This is a genomic window from Limnobacter sp. MED105, from assembly GCF_000170915.1.
GTDB lineage: Bacteria > Pseudomonadota > Gammaproteobacteria > Burkholderiales > Burkholderiaceae_B > Limnobacter.
In genome coordinates this window covers 94918-107821 of sequence record NZ_ABCT01000004.1, presented here as the reverse complement: position 1 = coordinate 107821, position 12904 = coordinate 94918, and the positions used below count along the sequence as shown (strand labels likewise).

At 51.2% G+C, this 12904-nt stretch carries 14 protein-coding genes; 3 read left to right on the top strand and 11 right to left on the bottom strand.

Annotated features, from left to right (window positions below; translation table 11 throughout):
• Positions 1 to 43: 43 nt before the first annotated feature.
• From acpP to LMED105_RS05635, 7 genes are all read right to left on the bottom strand, one after another.
• Positions 44 to 283, bottom strand: a complete 240-nt coding sequence (gene acpP, locus LMED105_RS05665; RefSeq protein ID WP_008249131.1) for an acyl carrier protein — start codon at positions 281 to 283, stop codon at positions 44 to 46.
• 82 nt (positions 284 to 365) lie between these two features.
• Positions 366 to 1118, bottom strand: coding sequence for a 3-oxoacyl-ACP reductase FabG (gene fabG, locus LMED105_RS05660; RefSeq protein ID WP_008249130.1), 753 nt, complete (start codon positions 1116 to 1118; stop codon positions 366 to 368).
• Between the two features lie 13 nt (positions 1119 to 1131).
• Positions 1132 to 2076, bottom strand: coding sequence for an ACP S-malonyltransferase (gene fabD, locus LMED105_RS05655; RefSeq protein WP_008249127.1), 945 nt, complete (start codon positions 2074 to 2076; stop codon positions 1132 to 1134).
• 37 nt (positions 2077 to 2113) lie between these two features.
• A complete protein-coding gene (locus LMED105_RS05650; RefSeq protein ID WP_008249126.1) occupies positions 2114 to 3091 on the bottom strand; it encodes a beta-ketoacyl-ACP synthase III in 978 nt (325 codons plus the stop codon).
• On the bottom strand, positions 3091 to 4173 hold the full coding sequence (plsX, locus tag LMED105_RS05645) for a phosphate acyltransferase PlsX (RefSeq protein ID WP_083797109.1): 1083 nt from the start codon (positions 4171 to 4173) through the stop codon (positions 3091 to 3093). Before plsX ends, LMED105_RS05650 begins: the two co-directional genes overlap by 1 nt.
• A 65-nt stretch (positions 4174 to 4238) precedes the next feature.
• Positions 4239 to 4421, bottom strand: a complete 183-nt coding sequence (gene rpmF, locus LMED105_RS05640) for a 50S ribosomal protein L32 (protein WP_008249122.1) — start codon at positions 4419 to 4421, stop codon at positions 4239 to 4241.
• 24 nt (positions 4422 to 4445) lie between these two features.
• On the bottom strand, positions 4446 to 5036 hold the full coding sequence (locus LMED105_RS05635) for a DUF177 domain-containing protein (RefSeq protein ID WP_008249120.1): 591 nt from the start codon (positions 5034 to 5036) through the stop codon (positions 4446 to 4448).
• A gap of 74 nt (positions 5037 to 5110) precedes the next feature.
• On the opposite strand from LMED105_RS05635, the gene LMED105_RS05630 reads away from it, so the two are divergent.
• Both LMED105_RS05630 and LMED105_RS05625 read left to right on the top strand, forming a co-directional pair.
• Positions 5111 to 5692 (top strand): nucleoside triphosphate pyrophosphatase, encoded by a 582-nt coding sequence (locus LMED105_RS05630; protein ID WP_008249114.1) that lies wholly within the window; start codon positions 5111 to 5113, stop codon positions 5690 to 5692.
• 1 nt (position 5693) lies between these two features.
• On the top strand, positions 5694 to 6389 hold the full coding sequence (locus LMED105_RS05625; protein WP_040512433.1) for an SAM-dependent methyltransferase: 696 nt from the start codon (positions 5694 to 5696) through the stop codon (positions 6387 to 6389).
• Positions 6390 to 6405: 16 nt separating this feature from the next.
• Here the strand turns inward: LMED105_RS05625 and LMED105_RS05620 are convergent, their stop codons facing one another.
• The 4 genes from LMED105_RS05620 to LMED105_RS05605 are packed head-to-tail and all read right to left on the bottom strand — an operon-like array spanning position 6406 to position 9373.
• Positions 6406 to 7362, bottom strand: a complete 957-nt coding sequence (locus tag LMED105_RS05620) for a S49 family peptidase (protein WP_008249111.1) — start codon at positions 7360 to 7362, stop codon at positions 6406 to 6408.
• A gap of 2 nt (positions 7363 to 7364) precedes the next feature.
• Positions 7365 to 7742, bottom strand: coding sequence for a Rieske (2Fe-2S) protein (locus LMED105_RS05615; protein ID WP_008249110.1), 378 nt, complete (start codon positions 7740 to 7742; stop codon positions 7365 to 7367).
• A gap of 6 nt (positions 7743 to 7748) precedes the next feature.
• Positions 7749 to 8408: an HAD-IIIA family hydrolase gene (locus LMED105_RS05610; RefSeq protein ID WP_008249108.1), complete on the bottom strand. Its 660-nt coding sequence runs from the start codon at positions 8406 to 8408 to the stop codon at positions 7749 to 7751.
• Complete coding sequence (locus tag LMED105_RS05605; protein WP_156799556.1) at positions 8405 to 9373, bottom strand: RluA family pseudouridine synthase; 969 nt, start codon at positions 9371 to 9373, stop codon at positions 8405 to 8407. Before LMED105_RS05605 ends, LMED105_RS05610 begins: the two co-directional genes overlap by 4 nt.
• Positions 9374 to 9832: 459 nt before the next feature.
• Here LMED105_RS05605 and LMED105_RS05600 point away from each other — a divergent pair, with 459 nt between their 5' ends.
• Positions 9833 to 12751, top strand: coding sequence for an Rne/Rng family ribonuclease (locus tag LMED105_RS05600; RefSeq protein WP_008249104.1), 2919 nt, complete (start codon positions 9833 to 9835; stop codon positions 12749 to 12751).
• The last annotated feature ends 153 nt before the right edge of the window (positions 12752 to 12904 follow it).

The window sequence follows — 12904 nt, the reverse complement described above, 5'->3', positions numbered from 1 at the left end:
CCGAGGAAGGCAGGCTTCCTCCGCACCCCTTCAAATTCAGCCATTAAGACTTAGAGTTTGTCTTAACGTAATCAATCGCTTGTTGAACTGTGGTGATCTTTTCAGCTTCTTCGTCAGGAATTTCTGTTTCAAATTCTTCTTCCAAAGCCATGACCAATTCCACTGTGTCCAAGGAATCAGCGCCCAGATCATCTACGAAAGAAGATTCGTTCTTGATTTCCTCTTCTTTTACGCCGAGTTGCTCGGCCACAATCTTTTTAACGCGCTGTTCAATGTTTTCCATTACGGAGCCTCCGTGGGTTTTTAATAAAATCGAGTGAGAATAGCAAAGCGATATGACAGATCATATTCTAAATGCCTTGCTATTAGCCCATCCACATTCCACCATTCACGTGTAATGTGGTTCCAGTTACATACCCCGCCTGATCGCTGGCCAGGTATAGCACTGCCGCAGCAATGTCGCCTACCTGCCCCATACGACCCAACGGGATTTGTTGCTTCAACTGATCCACTTGCGTTTCGTTCAGTGCATCAGTCATGTCAGTTTGGATGAATCCGGGCGCCACACAGTTTACCGTGATATTGCGACTTCCCAGTTCACGCGCCAGCGCTTTCGTCATTCCCGCCACGCCAGCTTTGGCCGCAGCATAATTGGCCTGCCCGGCGTTGCCGCTTGTGCCCACCACTGAAGTGATGTTGATCATACGACCAGTACGTGCCTTCATCATCGGTTTCATGGCCAGTTTGGACAACTTGAACACGGCAGACAGGTTGGTGGCGATCACCGCATCCCAATCTTCGTCTTTCATGCGCATGGAGAGCTGGTCACGGGTAATTCCGGCATTATTGACCAAAATCGCCAAGGGCCCTAATTCTTCAGCAATTCTTGAAAACAAGGGCTCAAGACTTGCCGTATCGGTCACATTAAGTACCGCACCAAAACCTTTTACGCCTGCGGCCTTTAAACCTTCAGAAATGTCAGCTGCACCCGCCTCAGAGGTGGCCGTGCCTACCACGGTAGCCCCTGCTCGGCCCAAGGTTACGGCGATTTCACGGCCTATGCCACGACTGGCACCCGTTACCAAGGCTACTTTTCCGGTCAAATCAAACATGGTCATTCGGCTAATCCTTTTATTCGGCGCCAAGCGCCGCATGAATGCTGTCCGGATCAAAAATATTGACCACAGGTACATCGCTGATTCGCTTCACCAAACCCGCCAACACCTTGCCTGGACCACATTCCACAAACAGTGTTGTGCCGGCAGTGGTCATGGCTTGAATGGTTTCAACCCACCGAACCGGGCCATAGGCCTGACGCACCAGCGCATCACGAATTCTTGCGGGATCGGATTCTACAGCCACATCAATGTTGTTGTACACAGGCATTGATGGAGTACTGAAATTTGTGTTGCTCAAAGCAGCCGCCAATTTGACGGAAGCTGGCTTCATCAGGCTGGAATGGAAAGGCGCGGACACAGGCAACTCAAGGGCACGTTTGGCGCCCAATGCCTTGGCGGCCTCGCAAGCCGTTTTCACCCCTTGGGCGCTACCGGCAATCACCACCTGGCTAGGTGCGTTGAAGTTCACGGCTTCAGCCACTTCACCATTCACGCAAGCCTGCTGACAAGCCTGCTTAACCTGCTCATCGGTCAAGCCTAGAATGGCGGCCATGCCACCCTGCCCCACAGGAACAGCCTCTTGCATGGCTTGGGCACGAATACGAACCAGCCCCAAACCCTCGGAGAGACTGAAAACACCCGCTGCAACCAGCGCTGCGTATTCACCCAAAGAGTGCCCTGCGACCAAATTGGGCATGGCACCGCCAGCAGCAAGCCAGGCGCGCAGAACCAGCACATCGGCCATCAACATGGCTGGCTGTGTGTTGGTAGTCAAGTTGAGTGATTCAGCCGGCCCTTGTTCAATCAATGCTGCAAGGTCTTGCCCCAGTGCCTGCTCGGCCTCCAGTGCTGCTGTGGCGTAAACGCTGGCCGTGAATTGATTGCTTTTGAATGCATTCAGCATACCCACGGCTTGCGAACCCTGCCCAGGAAACAGAAAGGCGATTTTTTTTGTCATTTTCGAGGAATTCATCTAATTTGCAATTTGCGCTATTTTACATGCGAACGAGCACACTGCCCCACGTAAAACCGCCCCCGACACCTTGTAACAACACGTTATCGCCTTTTTTAATCTGTTTTTGCTCTACGGCGTGGTTCAAAGCCAAGGGAACAGACGCCGCCGACGTGTTGCCATGCATGCCAACCGTGATCACTATCCTTTCTTCAGGAAGCTTCAGTTTTTTGGCAACCGAATGCAAAATTCGAACATTGGCTTGATGTGGCACCAAGAAATCCAGGTCTTCAAGCTTGAAATTCAGGCTTTCAAACAACTCAAGCGCATTGCTGCCCAGCACCGACACAGCCTGACGAAACACCGCTTGCCCATCCATGCGCAAAAAAGGATCACCCACAATTTTCCCGCCGTCGATGCGACCAGTGGTGTTCAAAATACAGCCCAGAGTGCCGTCGGAGTGCAACTTGCAGCCCAAAATACCCGGCTCGTCACTGGCTTGTAAAAATACAGCACCAGCACCATCTCCAAACAGCACACAAGTGGTGCGGTCACTCCAATCCATCAGGCGGCTAAATACCTCAGAACCAATAACCAACGCATTCCTGACCTGACCAGAACGAATCATGGAATCAGCGACAGTCAGCGCATAGACAAAGCCGCTGCAAACGGCTTGAATATCAAAAGCCATTGCTTTTTTAGCGCCAATTTCAGCTTGAACTGCACACGCGGTAGATGGGAAAACCTGGTCGGGAGTTGAGGTCGCCAATACGATCAAGTCAACCTGATCGGGAAACACCCCTGCGGCATTCAAGGCTTGCAAAGCGGCCTTACTGGCCATTTGACAGTTGGTTTCATCGGCTTCGCAAAGGTATCTTTGCTTGATTCCGGTGCGCGTTTCAATCCATTCTGCACTTGTTTCCACGCCTTTGTTGGCAAGAAACTCGGTCAACTCTTGGTTTGAAACCGCACGCCTTGGCAGGCTTGCGCCGGTGCCAAGGATTGCACTGTATTGAGACATCAAATCACTTGGTCTGGTTTTGCCTCGGGTGGTAGCGCTGCAGCTTCTTGCGTGCTGTTAGACGCCGGAGCGGCCAATGGCACGTAGTGCGACATGGTGAGCCTGATACTGTCCAGCAAATTGCCGTTTGCTGCATCGTAAGCACGCTTGATCGCATAGAAGAAGGCATAGGCGTCTGCCGAGCCGTGGCTTTTGATCACAATCCCTTTAAGCCCAAGCAACGCTGCTCCGTTGTAGCGGCGGTGGTCCACCCTTTTTTTGAATCGAAGCAACACTGGTGCTGCAAAAACAGCAGCAACTTTGGGCCAAAGGCCTCTCTTGAACTCTGTCTTGATAATGTCACCCAGCATTTGAGCCAGGCCCTCAGAGGTTTTCAGGGCGACATTGCCCACAAAACCATCACACACCACTACGTCGGTGGTGCCTTTGTAAATATCATTTCCTTCCACGTTGCCATAGAAGTTTAGCTCGCTCGCGCGCAACAACTCAGAAGCTTTTTTGACTACATCATTGCCCTTGATGACTTCCTCACCAATGTTCAGCAAACCCACCGTGGGTTTTTCAATTCCCTCGGTGCCTTTTACGAACGCAGATCCCATGACCGCAAACTGGAACAGGTGAGCCGGCTCACAATCCACATTGGCGCCAAGGTCGAGCATCAGAGTGCCTTTGCCTTTCATATTGGGCAAGGCCGATGCAATTGCCGGGCGATCGATACTGTCGAGGGTTTTGAGCACGAAACGGGAAATAGCCATCAGTGCTCCGGTATTGCCCGCACTGACGAACGCAGACGCCAACCCGTCTTTCACCAGGTTGGCACACACTCGAATGGATGAGTCTTTCTTATTGCGCAAGGCTTGCGCTGGCGGCTCGTCCATTTCAACCACTTCACTGGCGTGACGAATGGTGATTTGGGGATGCTCCAACGCTTTTTTCTTGGCCAAAGCTGCTTCAATTTCAGCCTGCTTTCCGACGAGCACTAGCTGAACATCGGGGTGCTGCTTGAGAAAGCGCAAACAGGCCGGGATGGTGACCGATAAACCGTGGTCTCCACCCATGCAATCAATCGCTATGCGAACCATCCGTTCTTAGACCTTTTGGTTTTCATGGCAACATGACTGCAGTTGCCTTTTTGATTTGTAAATAATTACTCGTCGGCTTTGGTTTTTACTACTTTCTTGCCACGGTACATGCCGTTGGGGCTGATGTGGTGACGCAGGTGTGTTTCACCGGAAGAAGAATCAGCGGACAAGGTTGGCGCTGTCAGGTTCTGGTGTGAGCGGTGCATGCCACGCTTCGAAGGTGATTTTTTGTTCTGTTGAACGGCCATTTTAAAGCTCCATGTATAAAAGTGTTACTTCTTGCTGCCCTTGAGCAAATCGCTCAGGTTGGCAAAAGGACGCTGTACTTCCTGTGTTGGGCCATCAGCAGTGTCATCCTGATGGTCGTCAGTATCTTCAAGGTCGGCACCCTCTTCTCGCCAGCTTCGCCCTGCTTCTTCAGCGCAGGCGTCATGCTTGGGGAACATGGGGCATGCCAACAAAATTTCGTCTTCCAGCCAATCTCGCAAGTTTATCGCACCCGGGCATGCAACAACGTCGGTGTCTTCATCTAGTGTGTCTTCATCGTAGCCATCAGCTTGAGCTTCGGAAGTCATTAAAATCAAATGACGATCAAAGTCGATGGCGTGCTGCACACCTGAATCACACACTACACAAGAAAGCTCTGCGGTAAACCGGCCTTTGAACCGGATAACGCTTTCAGACTTGGCGTTGATTCGCCCGGACACTTCCCAACTTTCGACATGACTGGCCAGTATGTTCTCATCGCTCGCCAATCTTGGGAAATCAAACTTTACATCTTCACTGCGGATGCTTTCACCCAAGCGAGAAAACGACCACGCGTCGAATTCATCAAACTGTTTTAATGGGCCTTTTTGGCGCATGCCGATAAGAAAAGCAGGAAACGCGCGATAATACTCTGCCTAACGTAATCTGTCAAAGCCAGCGCGCTATTCAAATGACCCGTTCACTGTATCTAGCTTCAAGTTCCAAGTACCGCCGCGAGTTGCTGACCCGCCTGCAAATCAACTTCAGGTGCGAATCGCCGCAAATTGACGAATCACCTGAACCCGATGAATCTCCGCTAGATACTTGCCAACGTCTGGCCAGGGAAAAAGCCATGGCAGTTGCCGCCGAACACCCCGCCGCCATTGTCATTGGATCAGACCAGGTGGCAGACGTGGATGGCGTGGCGATTAGCAAGCCAGGCACCCATGACAGGGCTCGGGCACAGTTACGCAGCATGAGTGGAAAAACAATTGTGTTCCACACCGCGGTTTGTATTTGCTGCAAGGAAACGTCTCAATCCATTGAATTTACGGTACCCACCTCTGTGGAGTTTCGGGCGTTGAACGCGGCTGAAATTGAACGTTATTTAATTGCGGAGGAGCCCTACGACTGCGCAGGTTCTGCAAAAAGCGAAGGATTGGGCATTTCACTACTCAAAAGGATCGAATCGAGTGACCCGACGGCGCTGATAGGACTACCCCTGATCGAAGTGGCAAACGCGCTTCGACAATTCGAACTGACCCTACCCTGACATGCTTTATTTAGTCCCAAGCCCACTAAGCCAGAAAACACCAAAACAGCCTTTGCTAGAGGCAGATCTGGCATTGGTGCGGCAATGCAACACCTGGTTGGTGGAAAACGCAAAACCAGCCAGGGCTGCGCTGGGACTATTCAATATGCCAGTAGCCATTCGAGACCTTCAAATACTTGAAATTGCGCAATTGAATCCACAGCAACGCCATGATGTTATTCAGCGATGCAAGGCTGGAGACCCCATCGCGGTGATGAGTGACGCAGGCTGCCCTGGCGTGGCCGACCCCGGAGCAGAAATTGTTGCGTTGGCGCATCGACTGGAATGCCCAGTCCACCCTTTGGTTGGGCCAAGCTCTATTTTGTTGGCATTGATGGCAAGCGGCTTGAATGGTCAAAACTTCCGCTTTTACGGATATCCCCCCCTTGACCCCGGGCAGCGCGATGCGTGGATCAAGCAAAGCGAACGGGAGTCGAAGACCCAACAGTGCACTCAAATCGTCATTGAAACGCCTTTCAGAAACGAAAAACTGATAGACGCGCTGCTGAAACAACTTTCAGACTCGACATTGCTATGTATAGGCTGGGATTTGACTGGCGACGAGCAACAAATCCACACGAAGACGGTGGGACACTGGAAAAAGAGAGTGCCCAGCCCAGGCAAGTCACCTTGCCTGTTTTTGTGGCTGTCAGCCTGAGCTGTTTAAAACCGAATTATTGAAAACCCAGGGTTTGGCGTGCACCAAACTCTGGGAATACACTGCGAACACCTTGGCCAAACACCACGCCTACTCGCTCAGCAAAACGCTCTGCAAACGAATCCTGCTCGGTGTAGTCCAGAATATCCTCCGCCTTCAACACATCACGCGCGACAGTGTCGATTGAACCCAGCTCATCGGCCAAGCCCAGTTCGACACTCTTGGCGCCAGTCCAGACCAAACCACTGAATAACTCAGGGTTTTGGGCCAGTTTTTCACCCCGGCCTTCTTTCACGACCTGAATAAATTGCTGATGAATTTCCTCTGCCATTTGCTTTGCAAACTCAGTCTGGTAAGGGTCTGCTTCACTGAAGGGATCCAGGAAACCCTTGTTTTCACCTGCGGTAATCAAACGGCGTTCGACACCGAGTTTTTCCATGGTCCCTGTGAAGCCGAAACCGTTCATCACCACACCGATAGAACCAACCAAGCTGGCCTTGTCGACGTAAATTTTATCGGCTGCCGCGGCAACATAGTACCCACCGGATGCACACACCTCTTCCACCACCGCATAAAAAGGCTTTTCCGGATATTTAGCGCGCAGGCGCTTGATTTCATCGTTGATCAGGCCTGCCTGAACGGGACTCCCACCCGGGCTATTGATGCGAAGAATGACGCCAACTGAACCTTCACTTTCAAATGCTGTGCGAAGGCTGGAGTTGATTCGGTCGGCGCTGGCCAGGCTATCGCTGGCGATGACGCCATCGAGATCCACCAAAGCGGTATGGCGGCTGACCTCAAGACTGGGAGTGGCTGTAAGCCCCAATACAGAGGCAATCAAAATGCCCACGTACACCAAACCGATCAACTTGAAAAAAATACCCCAGCGACGCTTTCTTCGTTGCTCAACCAGCGCTTCAGAGGCCAGTTTTTCAAGGAGCTTGCGCTCCCATTGATTGTTTTCATCACTCATATTCAGTCCTCGATACCATCGGCTGGTACTGTAATCAAGTCGGTCGGGGTCCAGTACACTGCACCGTCTTTTTCTTCGACATTCAATCGCACCAACGGGTTACCGTCGCATGGACCGCCCAAGCAATTGCCATTGGTGGCATCGTAACTGGCCCCGTGCGTTGCACAGACTACAATTCGACCCGAATCATCGAGAAACTCGCCATAGTTCCAATCAAGCTCAACAGGCACATGCGAACAGCGATTCAAAAAACACCTGACTTCGTCATCAACCCGCACGATGAATGCGGTGGTTTCCTCGCTGTTGTACAGCACCCTGAAGCGGTAACCCGTACCGCCCTCTTCAAGATCACTTGATTGACATACTTGAATTTGCTGCATAGTAAATTAGCGTGATGAGATGGTTTGAATTAGCCATGGGGCCAATTCATTGATAGAACGAAAAGACTGCAAATGAGGCACCTGGTTCAAAAGTTTGGGGGGATGTGCCCCGGTTTGAACGGAAAGCGCATGCACACCAGCCGCATTGGCCATATTCAAATCGTGTGTGGTATCGCCGATCATGACCACGTGAGCCGGGTCTGTGTCGAATTCTTCCATCAACTCCAGAATCATCTGGGGGTGAGGTTTACTGTGGCATTCGTCGGCACATCGCGAGCTCATAAAGTAACGGGCCGTATCGGAATTGGCCATGGCACGGTTCAGGCCCTGCCTGCTTTTGCCGGTGGCTACAGTGCAGATAACCCCCATTTCATTCAGTTCTTTCAAAAGGGGGACGGCGCCGGTAAACAGCTCCAGCTCGTGATCTTTACTGAGATAATGCTTGCGATAACTTTCAACCAGTAAGGCGATCTGGGCCTCGTTGGCCCCAGGGGCGGCATGACGCAAGGCATCGCTCAAGCCTAGCCCGATCACATAAGAGGCAATTTCTTCGCCAGGGTCGGGCAACCCTGCATCAAGACAGGCTCGCTGAATGGAACGGGTAATTGCACCGGTTGAGTCGAGTATGGTGCCATCCCAGTCAAACACCACCATTTTGTAGGTCATCTGCTTTGTACTGCCTGTAACGATTTTAAAAAGCCATCTAATTCTGGAGCCAAAGGCGCCTCCAGTACTATAGTTTCATTTGTGGCGGGATGAACAAGTTGCAAGCGAGCTGCATGCAAAAACATGCGTTTCAAGCCCTGCCTGGCCAGCTGCTTGTTCATTTCAAAATTGCCATAGCGATCGTCGCCAGCAATTGGAAACTTGTTGGCACTGGTGTGCACTCTGATTTGGTGAGTTCGACCGGTCAAAATTTGAGCCTGAATTAAGGTAAAGCTTGAATAAGATGATTTATAACACTGAATTACCTTAAACTTTGTGCAGGCTTTATCACCAGATTCATCCACAAAAACCCTGGCCTCTTTCTCGCTCGACTGTGTTTTCAACAATGGAAGATCGACTTGCCGGAGAGCTTCTGGCCAATGACCCAACACCAAGGTTTTGTAGTATTTTTTCCAGGACCTGGCTCTAAGTTGTTCTTGTAACTTTCTGAGTGCACTGCGTTTTTTGGAAATAATCAATATTCCGGAAGTTTCGCGATCAATTCGGTGAACAAGCTCCAAATCTTGATGAGTTTCCGCCCTAAGTGCACGAATACATTCAATTAATCCAAAACTTGAACCCGAGCCGCCATGAACCGCCATGCCAGACGGCTTGTTCACCACCAACAGATGCTCGTCTTCAAACAGTATCGGTAGGTCAGCAGCAGCTTTTAAAAGCTGAGTTTTATTTAAACCAGCACTTAAAGAAAGTGAATCAAGATCTTGTTTTTCAACAACCTTAATTGGCGGTACGCGCACCACATCACCAACACACAGCTTGGTTTTTGCTTCAGCGCGCTTTCGGTTAATGCGAACTTCCCCGGACCGAATAATTCTAAACACATGGCTTTTGGGCACACCTTTGCACACGTTGCACAAAAAGTTGTCCAATCGCTGGTCTTGATGTTTTTCGTCAATTTCGAGCAAAACAGCCCTGTCGGGATTGGGTTTTTCCTGTGTTTTCAATTCTTTGTTTTACCAATTGGGCGGGTTCAGCATATAATCGGATTATCGCTTGGGAAGCGTCCGAAATCACTTCTGGATACGCCCCACCGCGATTTTATTTAGTGGGTGTGCCGCCTACCCTGGATGGTGGCAATGATGGCTGAAAAAGAGGCGCGCGGCTGAATGCCCGCCTTAAGCTGGAAACAAAGAATTTTACGCACCAGCGCGCACAAGAAGCGCTGGGTACTAACAAAAACGACGCAGGCCCACCTTACGCAGGTGAAATTTGAACCAATATTTATTATTAAATATCAATGCCTTAGTTTAATCGCCGCTCTTGGTTAAAGCCGAGCGGCGCTTTGTTGTATTCGTTTTTGCATCTCTTTGTTCCTTCCGCTTTTTCAGCATCTCTTTTCGCACTGCGGTGCCATTGGAGTGTGCATGAAGCGCATGTTATTTAACGCAACTCATTCAGAAGAGTTGCGGGTCGCAATTGTCGACGGCCAGAAACTCATCGACATTGACATTGAAACAGCGGGCCGTGAACAACGGAAAAGCAACATTTACAAGGGCATTATTACCCGCGTAGAACCTAGTCTTGAAGCTTGTTTCGTCAACTATGGTGAGGACCGACACGGTTTTCTGCCATTCAAGGAAATTTCCCGTCAGTATTTCAAGGAAGGCGTTGAAGCCGGCAAAGCCCGCATTCAAGACGTCGTCAAAGAAGGTCAGGAACTGTTTGTTCAAGTTGAAAAAGAAGAACGTGGCAACAAGGGCGCTGCCCTGACCACCTTCATTTCGCTGGCAGGCCGTTATTTGGTGCTGATGCCCAACAACCCTCGAGGCGGCGGTGTTTCGCGTCGTATTGAAGGCGAAGAGCGCCAGGAATTGCGGGAAGCACTCGACAAGCTTGAGTACCCAAAGGGCATGAGCATCATTGCCCGTACCGCGGGTATTGGGCGCTCAGTTGAAGAACTGCAGTGGGACCTGAACTATCTGTTGCAGCTGTGGACTGCGATTGATGGTGCGGGCAAATCAGCCAATGGCGCATTCCTGATTTACCAGGAAAGCAGCTTGGTGATTCGAGCCATCCGCGATTACTTCAGCCCGGATATCGGTGAAGTACTCATTGATACTGATGAAATTTACGATCAAGCCAAACAATTCATGCAGCATGTGATGCCTGACATGATGAATTTGGTGAAACGCTACCGCGACGACATTCCGTTGTTCAGCCGTTTCCAGATTGAACACCAAATTGAAACCGCCTACAGCCGTATGGTTCCCCTGCCCTCGGGCGGCGCGATTGTGATCGACCACACTGAAGCACTGGTGTCGATCGACGTAAACTCGGCTCGCTCAACACGCGGCACTGACATTGAAGACACCGCCTTGCGCACCAACCTGGAAGCTGCTGAAGAAGTGGCCCGACAGTTGCGCCTGCGTGACCTGGGCGGCTTGATCGTGATCGACTTTATCGACATGGAGAAAGCCAGCAACCAGAAGGAAGTGGAAAATCGGGTTAAAGACAGCCTTCACTTTGACCGTGCACGCGTACAAATGGGCAAAATCAGCCGATTTGGCCTGATGGAACTGAGCCGTCAGCGTATTCGTCCCGCGCTGAATGAAGGTTCACATACCACTTGTCCACGCTGCAATGGCACTGGTGTAATTCGCGACACGGAAAGCACTGCCTTGCATGTGCTGCGTATTCTGCAAGAAGAGGCCATGAAGGAAGGCACTGCAAGCGTGCATGTGCAGGTTCCGGTGGATGTGGCTACATTCCTGCTGAACGAGAAACGTTCAGAGATTTACAAACTGGAGGCACGCCTGAAGGTCAATGTGCTTCTGATTCCAAACAAAAACTTGGAAACGCCGCACTACGAAATTACTCGCCTGCGCCATGACGATGAACGCCTGGAAGACCCGCGCCAAAGTTTCGAACTAGCCACATCGAAAGACGAGCAAAGCTATTACGATAAAAAAACGGAAGGTGAAGCGGTAAAACGTCAGGAAGCGGTGATCAAAGGCGTTATTCCGACCCAGCCTGCGCCTCCCCATCAGGAACGCAAACCCAAAACCGAATTGGCTGTTGCGGCAGCTATACCTGCAGGCCCTTCATTGATTCAGCGAATCATCAGCTGGTTCAAGCGAGACACCACAGCGGAAGCACCAGCAGTGGTTATCGAACAAAAGCCCAATGACCGTGGTGGCCGTGGACAGAACCGTTCGCAAGGTGATCGCAACGATCAACGCAATGGTCGCGGAGGTAGAAATCGGCGACGCGGTGGCCGTGGTCGCGAAGATGAGGCCACTGGCGCATCAACTGGCGACGAGACAAAAGCCGCCGACGCCCAACAAACACGTTCTGGTCAACAAAATCGTGGTGGCCGAGGCAAACCACGTGATGATCGTGCAGCGGGCGCCGAAGTACTGGAAGTGAAACCTTTGGCCGCAGTAGAAGCCGTTGCCGCCGATGCTGCCGAAACTTCCGCTGAACAAAGCGAACGTAATGGCGGTCGCCGCCGTCGCCGTCGTGGTCGCGGAGGCCGTGGTGCCGGTGAAGGTGAAGCTGGTGCAGCTGTTGACCAGGCTGCGATGCAATCGGAAGACACCTTCCAGGCCGCTGACGCAGCAGATGATGAAGACCTCGCCAACAAGATTGCTGAAACCATGTCGTATGGCAGTGACGAAGAAGCGGGTGGCGATGAGCCACGTCGCCGTCGCCGTCGCCGCGGTCGTGGTGGCAATCGTGATGGTGCTGCACGTGACAATGCTGAAACTGGACAACAGTATTCAGAAACTTCGGCAGACAAGCCAAATGAAGTTTCCGAGGCAAGTACTGAACAGCCGATTGCAGCCACTGGCATGAATGTCTCTGAAATGGGCTTGCCTGCAGAGCCTACTCAAATGGGCTCCACCGAAAACAATCCCGATGAATCCAACGTTGCTGTCGCGGAAGTGCAGGCAGTACAGTCGGTGATTGCGGCAGTAACCCAAGTTCAAGAGACGAGCTCAGCACCTGTGGCAGAAACCATAGAAGCGCCTGTTGAAGCGGCAGTAGAAACCACCGTGGAAGCAGCACCCCTTGTTGTTGACACAGTGGAGGCTGCTGAAGCTGAACAACCTGCCAAGCAGGCTGCAAAGCTGAATAAGGCTGAACTGGAACAAATGTTGAGTAGTGCAGGTATGTTGTGGGTAGAAACCGACCATGAAAAATGGTCTGTGGTTCAATCCAGTTTGGCGGCGATACCTAAACCAGTGCGTGTTCCTCGTGAACGCAAACCAGTTGTTCAAATTGCGACAGAAAACCTTGTTTTGGTTGAAACCAAACCTGAATTCAGAAGCGGTTCAAACTAAGTAGGCAAATAAAGCAGCAGGAAACTATATCCCTCAGCCACTGAATTGACGCTACACCGGTTCAATAGAAGTGGTTGAATACAGGTAGTTAGCAGCCTGCAGCTCAACTAAGCATTAACAAAAGCCCAATGAAAGTTATTCTTTCATTGGGCT

Excerpts from the sequence above, each read along its gene's own strand:
- acpP (WP_008249131.1), bottom strand. The coding sequence starts at position 283 with ATGGAAAACATTGAACAGCGCGTTAAAAAGATTGTGGCCGAGCAACTC.
- fabG (WP_008249130.1), bottom strand. The coding sequence starts at position 1,118 with ATGACCATGTTTGATTTGACCGGAAAAGTAGCCTTGGTAACGGGTGCC.
- fabD (WP_008249127.1), bottom strand. The coding sequence starts at position 2,076 with ATGACAAAAAAAATCGCCTTTCTGTTTCCTGGGCAGGGTTCGCAAGCC.
- LMED105_RS05650 (WP_008249126.1), bottom strand. The coding sequence starts at position 3,091 with ATGTCTCAATACAGTGCAATCCTTGGCACCGGCGCAAGCCTGCCAAGG.
- plsX (WP_083797109.1), bottom strand. The coding sequence starts at position 4,173 with ATGGTTCGCATAGCGATTGATTGCATGGGTGGAGACCACGGTTTATCG.
- rpmF (WP_008249122.1), bottom strand. The coding sequence starts at position 4,421 with ATGGCCGTTCAACAGAACAAAAAATCACCTTCGAAGCGTGGCATGCAC.
- LMED105_RS05635 (WP_008249120.1), bottom strand. The coding sequence starts at position 5,036 with ATGCGCCAAAAAGGCCCATTAAAACAGTTTGATGAATTCGACGCGTGG.
- LMED105_RS05630 (WP_008249114.1), top strand. The coding sequence starts at position 5,111 with ATGACCCGTTCACTGTATCTAGCTTCAAGTTCCAAGTACCGCCGCGAG.
- LMED105_RS05625 (WP_040512433.1), top strand. The coding sequence starts at position 5,694 with ATGCTTTATTTAGTCCCAAGCCCACTAAGCCAGAAAACACCAAAACAG.
- LMED105_RS05620 (WP_008249111.1), bottom strand. The coding sequence starts at position 7,362 with ATGAGTGATGAAAACAATCAATGGGAGCGCAAGCTCCTTGAAAAACTG.
- LMED105_RS05615 (WP_008249110.1), bottom strand. The coding sequence starts at position 7,742 with ATGCAGCAAATTCAAGTATGTCAATCAAGTGATCTTGAAGAGGGCGGT.
- LMED105_RS05610 (WP_008249108.1), bottom strand. The coding sequence starts at position 8,408 with ATGACCTACAAAATGGTGGTGTTTGACTGGGATGGCACCATACTCGAC.
- LMED105_RS05600 (WP_008249104.1), top strand. The coding sequence starts at position 9,833 with ATGAAGCGCATGTTATTTAACGCAACTCATTCAGAAGAGTTGCGGGTC.